Raw genomic sequence first — 18203 nt, 5'->3', positions numbered from 1 at the left:
TTGAAGTTTAGATCATGACCTACTTGAACGCCGTGACAAAAACGTCGGGAGCGTTTTTGAATGAGCGAAGCGAACCCGAAGGGTCGCCTACAAGGATGTAGGCGATAAAGTAGGTCACTGCCAGGCTTTATATACAAGAGAAGCCCATCCCAACGGATGGGCTTTTTTTATGTCTCACTGTTTTATATTAACCTGCCTGTGCTGGGCAACACACCCTGTGACGAGTAATCGTAACTGTATGGTTGGCTCACATCACTTGCTTGTGACTAACAAAAAGCAGCGATAAGCAATGTGCCAGAGATTGCTTTGCATAGATTCCATCCTTGGCGATAAGCCTTTTGAATAAGTGAAGCAAACCTGAAGGGGCGCCTACAGAGATGCAGGCAATAAAGTAGATCACCGACAGGCTTTTGGATATTAGAATAGCTCATCCTGTATGTGGCTGGTCTTTTTTATTGTCTCCTACTCTGCCAAGCTGATCGAAGACTCCTGCAATATTGAGCTTTATAGAGCCTTTCAGATAATTTGTACTTAGACGATGATAACTGAAAAGGTGCTTTGTTCAGCTCATCTAAACTACTTAATATCTTGTTAAGCAAAGTCCATTATCGTAACGACCACTATTTATGGACTGTTACTATGCTGAATCACGCCCGTCAACTTAGATTATTTTTTGTTGTAAGTTATCTAATTTTATTTTCTATCACCTGCTTATTTTGGCCATACGCAAAAACTGATAGCAACTGGTTAAATAGCTATTTATTTTTCTCATCTGCAATCTATGCCTTCTTGTATATATTGCCAGCATTAGTGATCACAAAACTGATTGATCTCGTGGCATTTTTTAACAATCGTTATGAGAAAAAGTGGTTGCTGGTGAGTAGGCAGGTTGCCTGGATACTGACATCAGTAATATTTCTAGCATTATATGCAGACTATGAAATCTATACGCTTTATGAATATCACTTTAACGGATTTGTGTGGAATCTGATAATCACCCCAGGTGGTATTGATGCCCTAGGCTCTACGATATCGACCAAAGTGACTATAGCTACTGAGGTTATCGCTATTATTGTATTTACGTATTTATTGATGTGGCTATCTGGTAGATTGGTATATCGAACCCACTTTACAGTTTCACGACGTGTTTACATAAGCGCTTTAGCGATCTTATTACTGCTGGCCCCATTAGAAGAAAGTGTTTACGCCTACAGTATTTATACGGGCAAAGACGACTTTATCCAAGTCTCTAGTGTTATTCCCTTCCATCTCAAATCGAGTGCCCATAGCTTTTTCAAAAACATGGGTATTGAACAAGGTGGGCTTAAAAAGCTGAGACTAGCTCATGGAAAGATACATTATCCATTGGAGACGATTGCAACAGAACCGTTAGCAACATATCCAAACATAATTATGCTTGTTGCAGAGTCATTTCGTTGGGATTTACTTGATCCGGAAATAACACCTAATTTATGGAAATTGTCTCAAAAATCACTCACATTCGATAATCATTACAGCGGTGGTAATCGGACAAGGATGGGATTGCTATCGATGTTTTATGGCATTGATGCACCATACTGGTATGGTTTTCAGCAACAAAAGATTTCGCCTGTGCTGCTGAATGTTTTGCGTGATAAAGGTTATCAGTTTGATTTGCACACAAGCCAGAGTTTTGATTACCCAGAATTACGCGATACGGTTTTTCATAATATGCCTGAATCTGTGATGGAAGAATTAAAAGATGGAGAACCATGGGCACGCGATCATCAGAATATCAGTCATGTCATCAGTAATATCGATACACGTGTGAAAAATAAGCCTTTTTATAGCTTTATGTTTTTTGAGTCCACACATGCCCCTTATGCATTTCCTGAATCAATGGCTATCAGGAAAGATTATCTTAAAGATATGAACTATGCTGATCTCAATCTCAGGGATAATATTGAGCAAATCCACAATCGGTATATCAATGCTGCACACACCATCGATGCTGAAGTAGGGCGTTTGCTGAATTATTTACAAGAAAACAAGCTATTAGATGATACGATTATTTTATTCACTGGCGATCATGGTGAAGAATTCATGGAAAATGGACATTGGGGCCATGGGCATAATGAAATGTTTCCTGAGCAACAAATCCATGTCCCACTTATATTATCTATTCCAGGTACCAAGCCAGAACATATACGACATACAACCTCTCATATCCAGATTCCTGCCACGTTGATGGAGAAACTGGGTGTAACAACAAATGCTGATAAATATGCGCTTGCAGACGATTTAAACTCCATACTGCCGTATCTGGTTGTTGGTAACTATAATTATCTTTCTGTTATAGATAACAACCACAAAATTACCTTTCCTTTTACCTCAACAGATTATTTTCACTATACCGTCTTCACCCGTGATGACCAAAGTGTCAATGCCGATGAAAAGCAGGAGGTAATTAAGCAAATCCAGCCTTTGATAGATGATGTTACAAAGGATTGTCAGCGCTTTGTCAGCCATTAAATAAGGAAAATCATTTTAAATCATTGTAATCTGTTGTATTTATCACAAATAAATAAAAAAAGGTGTCTATCTGAGGTAAAATAACAACAAATTCTGTCTGTACGTAAAGCTCATTAATGCCTTTACCTATAACCACTATAAATCAGCAGAATAACGTGTTGATTTAAAGAGTAGAGGATTGGCGAGCATTGATTAAAGAAGTCTGGTCTGCGAGTAATACTGAAATCGCGACAAAGTTCTTAGATTATTGCCCAACATTAGAAAGTATATTCGACTATCAAGCGACAATCATTTCTAAGGGAACACAAAGTGAAGTAATGCGATTTAATATAGAGGATACAGGCTTTTATATTAAACGCTACTTTAGAACCAAGGGTCTTAGAAGTCACTTAGGTTATTCACGTTTGCGGATGGAAATTCGTAATCAACAGCGTTTCTTAAGATGGGGACTCAATGCTGCAGCTGTGATTGCCTATGGTGAGCGCTATCGCTTTACACATACGCTTAAGGGTGCATTAGTTACTTTAGCTGTGAACAACAGTTCTAATCTTGAAGATATTTCCCGTAATTCACCTGAGTTATTTAAAAATAAGGCTTGGCTGAGTCAAGTGATAAAGCAGGTTGCTGAGATGGCGCGTATTCTCCATGAGCATCGGTTTTGTCATAACGATTTATTCTTACGAAATTTGCTAATACAGCAGAATAGTGACCAGCCAAAGCTGTTTCTTATTGATTGTCCATCTGGTTGTTTTTGGTTCGGCACTTTTCTTTCAAAACGTAAAGTTAAGGATATTGCTAGTTTAGATAAACATGCATCGCTTTACTTATCCAGAACACAGCGTTTACGTTTTTTGCTCTATTATCGTCAGAGTAAACGCCTTACAAAAAGTGATAAACGATTCATTAGAGATGTGTTGGATTATTCTCGACGAAAAAATGGATAATCTCTTCCTAGCTCAGCTCAGTATAGTTTGATTCAGTAAACCGTGGTGAGCAGATAGCTAAAAATATCAGATCGTTTTCACCGTTATTACTGATACGCTGCCGTGTTAAAGGGGGAATAATAACTACATCACCAGTTGATACAACTTGTGATAGCTCTTCGCCTATTTCAACGATACCCTGACCTGCGAGAATTATATAACGCTCAGTTGTTTGGTTTAAATGATGCCATTGTGTTGTGACTCCAGGCCTGACTCTGGCTCGAGCAATTGACACATCCGGATCTGATGCATGATTAGATAACTCATTTATATAACACCCCTCAATAAAGAAATACTCTTTATCAGGATTATAGTGCTGGATTATTGGTTTATTGATCATCTTACTTATAACCGTTAGTTGATGGTTTATTGTTTTTTGCCCAGTAAAGTCCAGTTTGTAAGGTAAAGCTAGCATCTTTCTCTATCGATAATGCTCGCTTTACTTCCTGGTTAGCATCTAACTGTAATTGCTTGAGTATGCCCACTTTATCTGCTGGTGTGTTCATTCTGCTTACCCATGAGTCAAATTGTAGCCTGGTTGACCAGCTTTTATATTTTTCAATGGTGAAGCCAGCATTTTCAATTACTTCCCGCCATTCAGTATGATCGCGGTTTCGTACATGTGATGGGTCACGTAGATACTCGATAGTTTGTAAGTGTGTGTCGACAATTTTATTTATGTCGCCCTCAATATCGATAATAAGCAAATAGCCACCTTTTCTGACTATATTTCCTATGTGCTCAATCGCAGAATTAAAATCTGACCAGTGATGGGCACTGTAACGGCTACACACCAGATCAATATCAGAGAAATGGTGAGCTAGTTCTTCGGCTCGACATTGTTTTGCTTCAAGATTAATAAATTGTTTTGAGTGAGCCTGTTCCTTGACGATTTTTAGCATTGCAGATGATGAGTCTGTTGCAGTGACATTATCTACTAATGGCGCAAGCATGTAACTAAGATGGCCTGCACCACAGCCAATATCAACGGCTGATTTTATATCTGTGCGATGATGATCGATAAGTACTTTTGCAAAAGATAAATCAGGTCCTTGACTATGCACTGGGCTTGTTAAATATTCATTCGCTTGAGGATCGAATTGCTTTCCTACGCTTTGGTAATGTGTAGTCATTTTCTGTCTCCATTTTGTAGAAAACAAAGCATATACGTCTCATTATAGTGTTACTAGATAGGTATTTATCCTATTATAAGAACTGATAGCTAATGATTTAAATTAACGGGTGGAGCGATGAGCAATAATCGCGATAATAGTTTGGGTGCATTTTTGAAATCGGCAAGAGAAAGAACATCACCTGAGCAATTCGGTATAAAGAAAGGACGAAGACGAACGCCAGGACTTAGAAGAGAAGAAGTTGCACAATTAAGCGATATAAGCACGACTTGGTACACCTGGTTAGAGCAGGGTAGAACAACTTCTGTGTCAGCCCAGTTATTAGCACGATTGGCACAAACATTAAAACTATCTCACGCAGAACGGCATTATTTATTTAAATTAGCCAATCAATTAGATAAAGATGAAATAACACAGCTATCGCCACAACTAGAGCAGCATTTGTTAACGTTAACTGAAACAGTATCAGCACCAACATATGTCATGGATCGTCACTGGGATCTGGTCGCTTGGAATGATGAATGCAAAAAATTGTTTGGTGGATGGCTCAATACCGACAAAAATAAAAATTTACTACGATTTTTATTTTTGGACCCTGTAGCTAAAACACTAATTATTGATTGGCAACAACGTGCAGAGCGCTTAGTGGCTGAGTACCGGGCAGATAGTGTTGACTGGCATTACGATAAGGTGCATTTGGCATTGGTAGATGAACTCACTGCATTATCTGAAGACTTTAAAACAGCCTGGAGCAAGCAGCATGTATTACCTAGAGAGGGTGGAAAAAGAGGTTTTTTCCAAGATGGTAATGAGTGTTTCTATGAACAATTTACTTTACGAGTTGCCGATAATCTCGATATGAAAATGGTAATATTACGCCCTATAGATGAGAGTGGTTAAGGTCTATGCACTAAAATGTAGCGCATAAGATAAATTGTAACCAATTGATTTAACGGCTTACATCTCTCGACTCTAGTCTATATCAGGCTTTCGGTCACTGACTTATAAGCTGGCATCTGTTATGCAAGACATTATCCGACATCTGTCATAGGGAGGCCTCTATGAAACTGTTAATGATAGTTTTGCTTCTACTCAGCTCTAAAATGGCGGTTAGTGATACCTCGGTATCATGGAACCGTATTATTTTATCTGGCGGTGCATATACACTATTGGGCTTAGCCCCACCGGAACTCAGAGCTGCAGACACACTCAATATCTTTCTCGAAGGTGATGGCGCGCCTGGTACAGCATTAGAGTTAGCTGAATTCATTGGTGGTAATAGCGTTTATATCGCCAGACCTTGCCAGTATTTTTCGCGTCAACAATTCACCAATTGTGACAAAGCTTTATTGACATCACACCGCTATTCACTGGCTGTGATTGACTCTATCAGTAGAGCCATTACAGCAATGAAAATTCGTTATCAAGCGAGTCGAGTACGGCTTATCGGATTTTCAGGAGGCGGAGCTATTGCAACGATTATTGCTGCACAACGTGATGATATTGACTTGCTTGTTACCGTGGCTGGCAATCTTGATCACAAGCGCTGGACTGAGTTTAATGAGATTGCCCCTTTAATCGGCTCATTAAACCCGGTAGATTTCAGCGGCTCTCTTGAGGGTGTGAAACAAATTCACCTCATTGGTGAGCGTGACAATGTGGTGCCTGGCTCTGTACTAAGCTCTTATTTAGCTCACATGCAAAAACTGGATAATGTGAAGAGCTATATTATTTCTGGTGCTGACCATCTTTGTTGCTGGTCAATGGCACTTGCAGATGTCTTGGATTGACGCAGATGTTTTGGCTAGCTTAACCCAAGCTAGCCAGCCACTCATCATCTGAGCCTTCGTTCATCCCCTCAAAAAGGTATGTGGAAAGATAACGTTCTCCCGTATCAGGTAACATGGCCAAAATAGTACTTCCAGGCGTAGCTTTTTCAGCTACCTTCATGGCCGCCGCTAGGGTGCCACCGCATGATAAGCCAACGAAAATACCTTCTTCTCGAGCAAGGCGTTGTGCCCAATTTTTGGCTTCTTCATCTGTCACAGGATAGAGTTCATCATAGATGTCACGATTTAATACATCAGGAATAAAATCTGGTGTCCAACCTTGGATTTTATGTGGCGCCCATGCATTACCTGCCAGCATGGAAGCCGCGGCAGGTTCAGTTGCGATAATTTTTGTTTCTGGGCGTGCAGCTTTAATGATTTCACCTGCACCTGTTAAGGTACCGCCGGTTCCCCAACCCGATACCCAGTAGTCAAGAGGTTTACCTGCAAAATCAGACAGAATTTCTGGTCCTGTAGTATTTCGGTGATAGGCCGGGTTCGCTGGGTTCTCAAATTGTCTGGCTAGAAACCAACCATACTTTTCAGCAAGTTCTTCTGCTTTTTTGACCATGCCTTTGCCACTTTCAGCTGCTGGAGTCAAAATGACCTTAGCTCCAAGGGCCCGCATAATCTTACGACGTTCCACGGAGAAGGTTTCAACCATGGTCGCAACAAAGGGATAGCCTTTCGCCGCACACACCATCGCGAGAGCAATACCGGTATTGCCTGAAGTGGCTTCAACGACTGTTTGACCCGGCTTCAGAACCCCACGTTTTTCTGCATCATTAATAACAGCATATGCCAAGCGATCTTTGACGGAACCCATCGGGTTAAACGACTCAACTTTCACATACATATCAACGTGGGCTGGAGCTATGTTGTTGAGTTTGACTACTGGTGTATTGCCGATAGTATCGAGAATGCTGTTGTAAATCATAATATGTTTTCGCTTCTTAATGCTGATCAAATAGCTTACATGAAATCTATCAGTCAGAGGCGTGTCGTAAGCTAGAGAATGTTATTTTCGTAATCGTTAATAATTGACTGTGCAAGATTCACTTTACTTTGCTCAACGAACACATGAGCGAAATCAGTGGCTGGAAGATCGCCGACAGCGCCCTGTAAATAGTGGCCACCAACGTGACAGTCAATGTCATGGCTTTTCAACAAGCCAGCTACAATATGAGCTTCTAAAATATTATTAGCACGAAACATCAATTGCATATGTTTCTCCAATGCTGTTGAGGCTTTAGCTAGCAAAATTCGCTGCGTCGTGTTTATTTTGTCGTAACGTGAATCTGTTGTTTAGTTGATTGCTTTGCAGGTTTCTTGCTGCTCTCGATATTTGAGGAGGTTTGCAATGCACGTAGAATATTCTGACGTGTTATTGAACCAACTAAACGATTATCTTTGATGACAGGTAAACACTTATATGCAGTACTGAGAAATGTCTGAGCAACATCGATAATAGAGTCATCAACATCAACTGTTGCACATGTTGTGTTCATAAACTCGCCAACTTGTCCTGCAGCTTCCCCTTGGTAAGCTGCATTTAAAGCTACTTTCATACAATCTTTTTCAGATAAAAAGCCAATCAGGTTGCCATGATGATCGATGACAGGAGCACCAGATAACTTGAACTCTACCAATTGATTGATCGCCCGCAGAATATCCATATCCGGTGTGAAGGTAATTTTAGTACCATTCATATGATCTTTGACTTTTAACGGTGCTAACATATTTAGCTCTCCTCAATATGCATTATTGTTGTTGGGCTTTCCGTCTTGCACATTCATCCCTTTCCTGGGCTGAACAAGCGCCACCACAACTTCCACTTAAGCCAACTTGATTGAGACCACCACAACTACCTTTGATGGCTGAGCGACCAAACAACACGCCTATCGCCATTGCTGCGACAACGACAAGTAACAGAACAAATGCGGCGATAAAAGTTGTCATCTAGCCCCCAAAGTCATCCAAGAATATGTTTTCACGTTCAACACCAAGATCTTCCAGCATTCTAATTACCGCAGCATTCATCATTGGCGGTCCACACATATAGAATTCACAGTCTTCTGGTGCTGGATGATCTTTAAGATAGTTTTCATACAGTACATTATGAATGAAGCCAGTGTAACCCTGCCAGTTATCTTCTGGCAATGGATCCGATAGAGCCACATTCCAGGTAAAGTTCTCATTTTCAGCAGCCAGCTCATCAAAATCTTCAGTGTAGAACATTTCACGCAAGCTACGGGCGCCATACCAGAAACTGATCTTACGGTCGGTTTTAATTCTACGAAGCTGATCGAAAATATGTGAACGCATCGGTGCCATACCTGCACCACCACCGATAAAGACCATTTCTTTATCCGTATCTTTGGCAAAGAATTCACCAAAAGGTCCTGAGATAGTGACTTTATCACCTGGTTTTAAGTTGAATATATATGATGACATTTGACCTGGTGGAATATCATCGTTGTCTGGTGGCGGGGAAGCGATCCGAACATTCAGCATAATAATGCCTTCTTCTTCAGGATAGTTCGCCATAGAATATGCGCGGATAACATCCTCTTTTACAACGGATTTATAACGCCACATATCAAAGCGGTCCCAGTCGCTTCTGTATTCATCTTCTACATCAAAACTTTTGTATTCAACCGTATGAGGTGGGCACTCTATCTGAATAAAACCACCGGCACGGAAATTTACATTTTCACCAACAGGTAATTCCAGTACTAATTCTTTAATAAACGTAGCAACATTGTGGTTAGAGCGAACAGTACAATCCCATTTTTTGACACCGAAAACTTCTTCGGGGACTTCAATTTTCATGTTCTGTTTAACGGCAACCTGACAGGATAATCGGTCACCTTCTGCTGCTTCACGTTTGGTGATATGGGATTCTTCTGTGGGCAGGATTGAGCCACCACCCTCAAAGATTTTAACTTTACACTGCCCACAAGTACCGCCGCCGCCGCAAGCTGATGACACAAATAGATCTGCATCAGCAAGAGCCCCTAACAGTTTACTGCCGGCTTTAGTTTTGATGGTTTTTTCCTCATTGATGACAATTTCAATATCACCAGTTGAGACTAATCTTGAACGTGCCCCAAGTATTAAAAATACCAAGGCCATGATGATAAGGGTAAATAGTACGATGCCGAGTACGATTTCCATCACAATTGAATCCCAGAAAATGCCATAAAACCAAGTGCCATGAGACCTGCAGTGATAAAGGTAATCCCTAATCCTTGCAGCCCATCAGGTACATCTGAATATTTGAGTTTTTCACGTATGCCAGCGATAGCAGTAATCGCCATTGCCCAGCCAAGACCACTACCAACACCATAAACAGCACTTTCAGATAGGTTGTAGTCACGTTCAACCATGAACAAGGTTCCGCCCAGAATGGCACAGTTCACCGTGATTAATGGCAGGAATATACCCAATGCGTTGTACAAGGCTGGAGCATATTTATCCATGGCCATTTCAAGAATCTGTACCATCGCAGCAATAACACCAATGTAGCTGATAAGACCAAGAAAGCTTAAATCAACATCAGGTAAACCTGCCCAGGCAAGCGCACCATCCTTAAGTAGGTATTGGTAGATTAAGTTATTTGCTGGGACTGTAATGGCTTGAACCATGATGACGGCAATACCAAGACCAAGGGCTGTTTCAATTTTTTTCGACACAGCAAGGAAGGTACACATGCCTAAAAAGAATGATAAAGCCAGGTTCTCAATAAAAATTGAGCGTACGAACAGGCTTAGATAATGTTCCATCTACAATACCTCCGTACGATGAACTTGGTGAATTTGATAGTCCGGCGCTTCGACTTGTTCTTTTTTCCAACTACGCACAGCCCAGATGAGCAGACCAATGACAAAGAAAGCACTTGGTGGTAAGAGCATTAATCCGTTTGGTATATACCATCCACCATCATTGGCGACAGGAATCACTTGGTAGCCAAATAATTTTCCTGCACCTAAGAGTTCACGACAGAAAGCAACCAACATAAGAATGAGACTATAACCTAAGCCATTACCAATCCCATCCAGGAAACTCAGCATAGGCGGGTTTTTCATTGCGTAAGCTTCAGCACGGCCTAATACGATACAGTTGGTGATAATCAAGCCGACGAACACCGACAATTGTTTGCTGGCCTCAAATGCATAGGCTTTGAGAATCTGGTCAACAATAATGACCAGCGAAGCAATGATCGTCATTTGCACAATAATCCGAATACTACTCGGAATATGTTTACGGATAGCACTGATACAGGCACTCGAGAAGGCTGTAACCGTGGTCAAAGCCAATGACATGATAAGTGCGGACATCATATTGGTAGTGACTGCTAATGCAGAACAAATACCAAGAACTTGTAGTGTAATTGGATTGTTATCAATGAGAGGATCGATAACATTATTTTTTGCTTGGCTTGCCATAAGTTATTTCCCCAATTCAGAATGCATTTTTTTCAGGTAAGGCCCAAACCCCTGATCGCCTAACCAGAACTGTAGAAGGTTGGTGACACCATTACTAGTTAAGGTCGCTCCTGATAAGCCATCTACCTTGTATTCGGCATTAGCCGTATTTGGCTCAACATGACCACGAATCACACGAATTTCGACATTACCATCAGCATCAAAAATTTTCTTGCCAGCCCACTGAGCACGCCATTTAGGGTTATCAACTTCACCACCAAGTCCCGGTGTTTCCGCCTGTTCGTAAAAACGTAAACCACGAACCGTATTGAAGTCACCTTCCAATGCTAAAAATCCATATAACGTGGACCATAGACCATAGCCATGAACGGGCAGTACGACTTGTTTAATCGCGTCGCCTTCTTTCAATATATACACAGGTGCATAGTTGGCGCGTCGACCGATGCTGGCAATATCATCTTTGTCGTCTATGTTGATACTCATTTGTGGATCAGCTGATGCCGCACGCTGGTCATAACTGACAGGGTCGATGTTATTGTCAGCATAATTACCTGTACTCAAGTCGACCAGCTTAACTTCAAACTGACTAAAAATTTCATCAACAGTACCAGCTTGATTACTCATTCCTGTGACAGCAAGAATATTCTTCTTTATATCGTCTTTTTTATTGTCGTCCTGTATGGGACGTAAATAAACAGCCGCTGTCGAAACCATCACTGAACAAATCAGACACAACAGAATAGCAATAAAAAGAGTTTTTTTCGGATCATCATTAGGTAAGTTGAGTAATCCACCTAACAATCCTTTTTTTGTATTAGTTTCAGCCATGATATTAAGTTCGCTTCATTCTGCGTTTGATGTTGGCCTGAACAACAAAATAGTCGATCAGGGGCGCGAAAATATTGCCAAATAATATGGCTAGCATAATACCTTCTGGGAAGGCGGGGTTCACAACACGGATCATCACCGCCATAAAACCAATCAATGCACCATATATCCAGCGCCCTTTATTTGTCATCGCCGCAGAGACCGGATCTGTTGCCATAAAGACCATACCGAAGGCGAGGCCGCCCATGGTTAAATGCCAATACCATGGAACACTGAACATCGGATTGGTATCACTGCCAATCAGGTTGAATAATAATGAGGTAGCAACCATACCAAGGAATACACCCAGAATGATTCTGAAGTTAGCCACTCGGGTATAAATTAGAAATGCTGCACCGATGAGTATCGCTAGTGTGGATGTCTCACCCAGCGAGCCTGGCATCATTCCAAAGAAGGTTTGTGACCAGCTGTAACCAGCTTCTTTCACCGCCTCGATACCACCTGATGCGGCCAGAGCAAGAGGCGTCGCTCCAGTGTAGCCATCAACTGCAGTCCACACCGCGTCTCCAGACATTGCTGCCGGATACGCAAAATAAAGAAACGCACGCCCAGTCAGGGCAGGGTTCAAGAAGTTTTTACCTGTACCACCGAAGACTTCTTTACCCAGAACTACACCGAAAATGATACCAAGTGCGACCATCCACAGCGGTGTTGATGGTGGCAAGGTCAAGGTGTAAAGCATCGAGCTGACTAAGAAACCTTCATTAACCTCATGGTTTCTTACAGCGGCAAAGATGACTTCAAAAATACCGCCAGCGACCAATGTCGTTATATACATGGGTAAAAAGTAAAGTAAGCCATGAAACATATTGGCGAATAAACTGTTAGGGTCATATGCGATACCCAGCGTACTCATTATCCAGTTACGCCAACCATCCAGGCCTGTCATACCCATTTGGCTGATCGCATTATTCGCCTGAAAACCCGTATTCCAAAGCATCAATAATAAGACGGGGAATGTCGCTACTACGACATAACTCATTACCCGTTTTAGATCGATGGCGTCCCGCACATGTGGAGAACCTCGTGTTACATCAGCGGGTGAATATATAAAGGTATCCACCATCTCATATAACGCGAAATACTTTTCGTATGGGCCGCCTTTTTGAAATTGTGGCTCGATACGATCAAGAAAACGTCTTAAGCGTGCCATCAACTATCCTTCTATCTCAATTTGTGTCAAGTTTGATCTGAGTGCAGGGCCATAGTCATATTTGCCTGAACAGACAAAGGAGCATAATGACAAATCTTCTTCATCAAGCTCTAAACAACCAAGCGCTTGTGCTGTATCGGTATCTTTGACCAGCAATGAACGGAGTAACTGTGTTGGTAAAATATCCAGTGGCATAACGCGTTCAAACACACCGACAGGCACCATCGCCCTGGGGCTACCATTTTGTGATGTAGTCAAGGCCACTTCTTTTTGACGGAAAATGCTGGAAAAGAAAACATTGAGTGAAGAAAATTTACCTTTACCGCCTGGACGAATCCAACCTAATAATTCTCGTTCAATACCTTCTGCGATCACAGAAATTTGATTATGAAATCTGCCTAAGTAGGCTGCCCAGTTATTGGCTGTATGGCCATGCAAAACCGAACCAGAAACAATACGTGATGGAATATTTTGTACTTCACCCAATACAAGATCCTGGGTACTTGCGCCTAAACGTGTACGTATCAATCGTGGTTTATTCACTAAAGGCCCAGCAAAAGCAATAATGCGCTCAACCCAAAGACGACCTGTTGTAAACAGTTTTCCAATAGCTATTACATCCTGATAACCGACCGTCCATACTGATTTACTGGCGTTGACAGGATCAAGCAGATGAATATGTGTTCCAGCTAAACCAGCAGGGTGTGGACCTGAGAAAGTATGAACTTCGATATTACTTTTCTGGTTAACCGGCAGGGCTGTATCAGGGGCCTGACAGACATAGACTTTGCCTTGTGTCAGTTGACTGAGGATGGTTAGACCGTGTTTAAAATCTTCAGCGTGTTCGTTGATGATAATGCTTGGGTCAGCAGCAAGAGGATTGGTATCAATGGCTGTGACAAAAATGGCATGTGGTACGGCATCAACAGCTGGAGAGCGACTATACGGGCGGGTGCGGAATGCTAACCATAAACCGGAGTCAATTAAATTTTTGGTGATATCTGATCTTTTCAGATTGTCGAGCTTGTTTAAATCGTACTGCTCGAATGTGATCTCATCGTCACCTTCCAACTCAATGACGACGGATTGTAATGCGCGCTTGGCACCGCGGTTAATGGCTTTCACTGTTCCTGCGCCTGGAGAGGTGAACTGCACGCCAGGGTTTTTCTTATCAGTAAATAATGGTTGTCCGAGTTTGACCTTCTGGCCTTCTTCAACCATCATCGTAGGCCTCATACCTACATATTCATTGCCCAATATGGCTACCGAATTGACTTTATTGCCATCGTAGATAGTTTGTTCGGGTTTCCCCGAAATGGGCAAATCTAGCCCTTTCTTAATCGAGAAATGCATACTTCACCTGGTCAGGAGACAACGGACGTACCTGCTATCTGTGTTACGTTAAATTCCCAGTCTGTAAGTATAAGTATTGTTTTCAATGAAAGAAAGAACAAATCCAGATAAATATTAGCTCAAATCCTACTTATCTCAGGATGCTATCCGTTTCTTTTAGCCATCTATAAGCAACAATAAAGCCTAAAAAGCTGAGTACGCTGGCAATGATGAATGTCCAGGCCGCCCCAGGACTATCCCATAAATAGCCGCTGAATAAGCTACCTATAACCCCGCCAATTCCAAAACTTGCGCTGCTATACAGCGCTTGTCCTCTGCCTTGTGTGTTGCCAATAAAATGACGATGAACCCAGGCAATAGCCGAGGCATGAAAACTGCCGTAGCTGGCTGCATGTAAAAACTGAGCCATAATCAGTGCAGGTAGGTTTTGCGGAAAGGCTGCTATCAAGAGCCAGCGAAGTGATGTTAATAATAGACTGACCATAAATACATTACGCAGTCCAAACTTGGGCAGCCAGCGATGCATTACAAGAAAAATAATGACTTCGGACATAACACCCAGTGCCCAAAGTTGGCCTATAACACTACTGCTGTAATCATGCTGCTCTAGATAGATGGAATAAAACGTGTAGTAAGGGCCATGACTAGCCTGCATTAATAAGCAGATCAGTAAAAAAGCAATCACACTGGGCCGCTTCAGTATGGTTTTTAATGAGATGGTGCTGTGCTCTGACGTGTTTGATGATTCAGGCACGCTGAGACTGAATAGCCATATACCAGTAATGCTGATTAATAATGCGATGGGAATAATCTTTGGCTCAAACTGCTCAAGTAAATTACCCAACACCATGACGATGACAATAAAACCGATGGAACCCCATAAACGAATCTTGCTGTAGTGATGACTGTGTTCACCGAGATGTTGCAGTGTGGTGACTTCAACTTGGGGTAGTGATGCGTTCCAAAAGAAGCTAAATAACATCAGAACCAGTGCGACACTGAGATAAGATTGATCAATGAAAATTGCTGCAAAGACAATGATGGTGGCAAAACTGGCGAGTCTTACAATTCTCATGCGACGGCTATAATAATCTGCTAACCAACCCCAGATATTGGGCGCGATAATTCTGGAGGCCATCAGAATGGCGGTTAGTTCACCAATCTGGCTTGGGCTAAAGCCTTCCCATTTCAGGTAAAGGCTCCAGTAAGGTACTAATATGCCGAGACAAGCAAAATAAAAAAAATAAAAGCCAGACAGGCGCCAGTATGGCAATTGAGATAAAGGCACCTGAATGAGTTAAGCCTGAGCAGGAATGATCGGGGTATCAGTAGTGACGTCCATATTTTGAGCACGATGTCTCAACACATGATCCATTAAAACTAATGCCAGCATAGCTTCTGCTATAGGTGTCGCTCGAATACCGACACACGGATCATGGCGACCTTTCGTCACAACTTCAATGGCATTACCTTGTGTGTCAACACTTCGGCCTGGTAATCGCAGACTGGAAGTGGGTTTCAGCGCGATGCTGACAAGTAAATCCTGACCACTGGTAATACCGCCAAGTGTGCCGCCCGCATGATTACTGAGAAAACCGTCAGCGGTAATTTCATCACGATGTTCAGTGCCTTTTTGTGTGACCGAATCAAAGCCGGCACCAATCTCAACACCTTTGACGGCATTAATGCTCATCATAGCGTGAGCGATATCCGCATCAATACGGTCAAAAATCGGCTCTCCAAGTCCAACCGGTACATGGCGAGCAACAATATTAATTCTGGCGCCTACCGAGTTGCCTTCTTTACGTAAGGCATCCATATAGGCCTCGAGTTCAGTTTCTTTGTCTGGATCCGGTGAGAAAAAGGCACTTTTCTCTATGTGTGACCAATCTAGTTTTTCTGTTTTTATAGGACCGAGTTGCGATAAATAAGCATTTATTTCAATACCATAACGCTGACGAAGATATTTCTTTGCAATACCACCAGCGGCGACACGCATGGCCGTCTCTCTGGCAGAAGAGCGACCACCGCCACGATAATCACGCACACCGTATTTTTGGTGATAGGTGTAATCAGCATGAGCAGGTCTGAACTGATGCATGATGTTGCCGTAATCTTTGGAGCGTTGATCAACATTTTCAATCAACATACCAATGGGGGTGCCAGTTGTCTTACCTTCAAAAACCCCAGACAGAATTTTGACCTGATCGGGTTCGCGGCGTTGCGTTTCATGACGAGTTTTACCTGGACGGCGACGATCAAGATCGCTTTGTAAATCTGCTTCAGTTAATTCTAGTCCGGGAGGGCAGCCATCAACGATGCAGCCTAAAGCTGGGCCATGACTCTCGCCAAAGGTGGTAACAGTGAAGAGTTTTCCAAAGGTATTACCTGACATATCTCGTTCCGCTTTCGAGTGAAGATTAAACAATAAATAATTTGGCGAAGCCTAAAAAGGCCATAAACCCGACCACATCCGTGACAGTGGTGAGTAGTACGCTGCCTGATAAGGCTGGATCAATACCTATTCGCTTCAACCCCAACGGTATAGTTACGCCAGCAAGGGCTGCTGCCACTAAATTAATAATGATGGCAGTACCAATAAGTAGTCCTAAAGACACGCTATTAAACCAGATCACGGTGACTATCGCGATAGCTGTGGCCCATATCAAGCCATTTGTCGCACCAACCAGCATCTCTTTGCGCAATAACCAGCGTTCATTGTTACTATTCAGTTGACCCAATGCCATAGAGCGAATAACCAATGTTAAGGTCTGGCTTCCGGCTATGCCACCCATACTGGCAACAATGGGCATTAGGACTGCAAGGGCCACTTGTTTTTGTATTGTAGTTTCAAATAAACCAATAACCCATGACGCGAGAAATGCTGTCAGTAAGTTTACGGCAAGCCACACCGAGCGGCGATGAACACTGCGTTTGACGGTGGCAAAGGTATCTTCATCTTCACCCAAACCTGCCATGCTCAGCATCGAATGTTCTGCGTCATCACGGATAACGTCAACGACATCATCAATGGTGATACGACCAAGTAGGCGGTTATCTTTATCGACAACAGGCGCGGAAATCAAATCATGTTTTTCAAATCGTCTGGCGACATCCCGATCCGTCATATTCGCTGGAATCGGATCGACCTGGTGCGACATAACTTCACTTACCAGAAGTGAACGGTTTCGGCTCACCACTTGTGATAAACGTAATGTGCCCAGGTAATGATCATTATGATCCACCACATACAAACTATCGGTATTTTCTGGCAGTTCTCCCAGCATGCGCAGATAGCGTAGGACAACCTCAAGCGTGATATCTGTGCGTACCGTGGTGACGTCTGTATTCATCAAACCACCGGCACTTTCTTCATCGTAGGCTAAAACAGCCTCAACACGACGCCGATGTTGAATATCCATCGCACGCAAGACTTCATGGACGACATGATCCGGGAGATCTTGCAGAATATCGGCGATATCATCGGCATCAAGATCTTCGGTGGCATTAATCAGATCGGCGGTATCCATATCTGTCATCAGATCGGTACGGACTTCCTCACCGATATATGACAAGACTTCACCACGTAAGTCAGGATTAATTAATGGCCAGCAGATTTTCCGCTCGTTAGGCGGTAAAGATTCAAGAAGATGCGCTGTTTCGGCTGGATGTAGTCCTGCTAATAACCTACGCATTCTGACAAAACGTCCACTTTGCAGGGCATCAGATAAAGCATTAATAGATTGATTCAGGGCGTGATCGTGGTCCAGCTCAGACATATCCAGTTCTCAACAACGGAGGTTTTTAGGATTGTGATTAGTGCTTATTCTAGCTTGCTTGCCACTTGCTGAATAGCGTGAAATGCTTCGTGAGCAAAGAAACTAAGGAGATTCAGAGGTTTTATA

Annotated in this window: 19 protein-coding genes; 4 read left to right on the top strand and 15 right to left on the bottom strand. The window is 42.5% G+C overall.

Annotated features, from left to right (window positions below; genetic code table 11):
* Window positions 1-639: 639 nt before the first annotated feature.
* Together MAMP_RS15585 and MAMP_RS15580 are read left to right on the top strand one after the other, a co-directional pair.
* Window positions 640-2511, top strand: a complete 1872-nt coding sequence (locus MAMP_RS15585; RefSeq protein ID WP_007147068.1) for a sulfatase-like hydrolase/transferase — start codon at window positions 640-642, stop codon at window positions 2509-2511.
* A gap of 188 nt (window positions 2512-2699) precedes the next feature.
* Window positions 2700-3455 (top strand): lipopolysaccharide kinase InaA family protein, encoded by a 756-nt coding sequence (locus tag MAMP_RS15580; protein ID WP_007147066.1) that lies wholly within the window; start codon window positions 2700-2702, stop codon window positions 3453-3455.
* A 7-nt stretch (window positions 3456-3462) separates the two neighbouring features.
* On the opposite strand, the gene MAMP_RS15575 is transcribed toward MAMP_RS15580, so the two are convergent.
* Window positions 3463-3834 (bottom strand): cupin domain-containing protein, encoded by a 372-nt coding sequence (locus MAMP_RS15575; RefSeq protein WP_007147065.1) that lies wholly within the window; start codon window positions 3832-3834, stop codon window positions 3463-3465.
* 1 nt (window position 3835) lies between these two features.
* Window positions 3836-4627, bottom strand: coding sequence for a class I SAM-dependent methyltransferase (locus MAMP_RS15570; RefSeq protein ID WP_007147064.1), 792 nt, complete (start codon window positions 4625-4627; stop codon window positions 3836-3838).
* A 117-nt stretch (window positions 4628-4744) separates the two neighbouring features.
* Between MAMP_RS15570 and MAMP_RS15565 the strand changes: the two genes are divergently transcribed.
* The gene (locus tag MAMP_RS15565) at window positions 4745-5527 is read left to right on the top strand and encodes a helix-turn-helix transcriptional regulator (protein WP_007147063.1); all 783 of its coding nucleotides are present in this window, start codon (window positions 4745-4747) and stop codon (window positions 5525-5527) included.
* Between the two features lie 161 nt (window positions 5528-5688).
* Window positions 5689-6417 (top strand): alpha/beta hydrolase, encoded by a 729-nt coding sequence (locus tag MAMP_RS15560; RefSeq protein WP_007147062.1) that lies wholly within the window; start codon window positions 5689-5691, stop codon window positions 6415-6417.
* Between the two features lie 19 nt (window positions 6418-6436).
* Here MAMP_RS15560 and cysK read toward each other — a convergent pair whose 3' ends face one another.
* The 13 genes from cysK to mgtE form a co-directional block, all read right to left on the bottom strand.
* Window positions 6437-7393, bottom strand: a complete 957-nt coding sequence (gene cysK / locus MAMP_RS15555) for a cysteine synthase A (protein WP_007147061.1) — start codon at window positions 7391-7393, stop codon at window positions 6437-6439.
* A gap of 71 nt (window positions 7394-7464) precedes the next feature.
* Entirely contained in the window at window positions 7465-7680 is a 216-nt protein-coding gene (locus MAMP_RS15550) for a putative signal transducing protein (RefSeq protein ID WP_007147060.1), read from the bottom strand.
* 53 nt (window positions 7681-7733) lie between these two features.
* Window positions 7734-8195, bottom strand: a complete 462-nt coding sequence (locus tag MAMP_RS15545; RefSeq protein WP_007147059.1) for a CBS domain-containing protein — start codon at window positions 8193-8195, stop codon at window positions 7734-7736.
* A 22-nt stretch (window positions 8196-8217) separates the two neighbouring features.
* Window positions 8218-8415 (bottom strand): (Na+)-NQR maturation NqrM, encoded by a 198-nt coding sequence (gene nqrM, locus MAMP_RS15540; protein WP_007147058.1) that lies wholly within the window; start codon window positions 8413-8415, stop codon window positions 8218-8220.
* Complete coding sequence (gene nqrF / locus MAMP_RS15535; protein WP_007147057.1) at window positions 8416-9633, bottom strand: NADH:ubiquinone reductase (Na(+)-transporting) subunit F; 1218 nt, start codon at window positions 9631-9633, stop codon at window positions 8416-8418.
* Window positions 9633-10241 (bottom strand): NADH:ubiquinone reductase (Na(+)-transporting) subunit E, encoded by a 609-nt coding sequence (nqrE, locus tag MAMP_RS15530; RefSeq protein ID WP_007147056.1) that lies wholly within the window; start codon window positions 10239-10241, stop codon window positions 9633-9635. Before nqrE ends, nqrF begins: the two co-directional genes overlap by 1 nt.
* Window positions 10242-10904: an NADH:ubiquinone reductase (Na(+)-transporting) subunit D gene (locus tag MAMP_RS15525; protein WP_007147055.1), complete on the bottom strand. Its 663-nt coding sequence runs from the start codon at window positions 10902-10904 to the stop codon at window positions 10242-10244.
* 3 nt (window positions 10905-10907) lie between these two features.
* Window positions 10908-11732 (bottom strand): Na(+)-translocating NADH-quinone reductase subunit C, encoded by an 825-nt coding sequence (locus MAMP_RS15520; protein ID WP_007147054.1) that lies wholly within the window; start codon window positions 11730-11732, stop codon window positions 10908-10910.
* Between the two features lie 4 nt (window positions 11733-11736).
* Entirely contained in the window at window positions 11737-12945 is a 1209-nt protein-coding gene (locus tag MAMP_RS15515) for an NADH:ubiquinone reductase (Na(+)-transporting) subunit B (RefSeq protein WP_007147053.1), read from the bottom strand.
* Window positions 12946-12948: 3 nt separating this feature from the next.
* Window positions 12949-14298, bottom strand: coding sequence for a Na(+)-translocating NADH-quinone reductase subunit A (locus MAMP_RS15510; protein WP_040576643.1), 1350 nt, complete (start codon window positions 14296-14298; stop codon window positions 12949-12951).
* A gap of 130 nt (window positions 14299-14428) precedes the next feature.
* A complete protein-coding gene (locus tag MAMP_RS15505) occupies window positions 14429-15586 on the bottom strand; it encodes an MFS transporter (RefSeq protein WP_007147051.1) in 1158 nt (385 codons plus the stop codon).
* A gap of 9 nt (window positions 15587-15595) precedes the next feature.
* On the bottom strand, window positions 15596-16693 hold the full coding sequence (gene aroC / locus MAMP_RS15500) for a chorismate synthase (protein ID WP_007147050.1): 1098 nt from the start codon (window positions 16691-16693) through the stop codon (window positions 15596-15598).
* A 25-nt stretch (window positions 16694-16718) separates the two neighbouring features.
* Window positions 16719-18077 (bottom strand): magnesium transporter, encoded by a 1359-nt coding sequence (gene mgtE / locus MAMP_RS15495; RefSeq protein WP_007147049.1) that lies wholly within the window; start codon window positions 18075-18077, stop codon window positions 16719-16721.
* Window positions 18078-18203: the final 126 nt, after the last annotated feature.

This window comes from Methylophaga thalassica MP, assembly GCF_000214595.1.
Classification (GTDB): Bacteria; Pseudomonadota; Gammaproteobacteria; order Nitrosococcales; family Methylophagaceae; genus Methylophaga; species Methylophaga thalassica.
The sequence above is the reverse complement of the archived record's forward strand: the minus strand, read 5'-3'. Positions and strand labels throughout refer to the sequence as shown.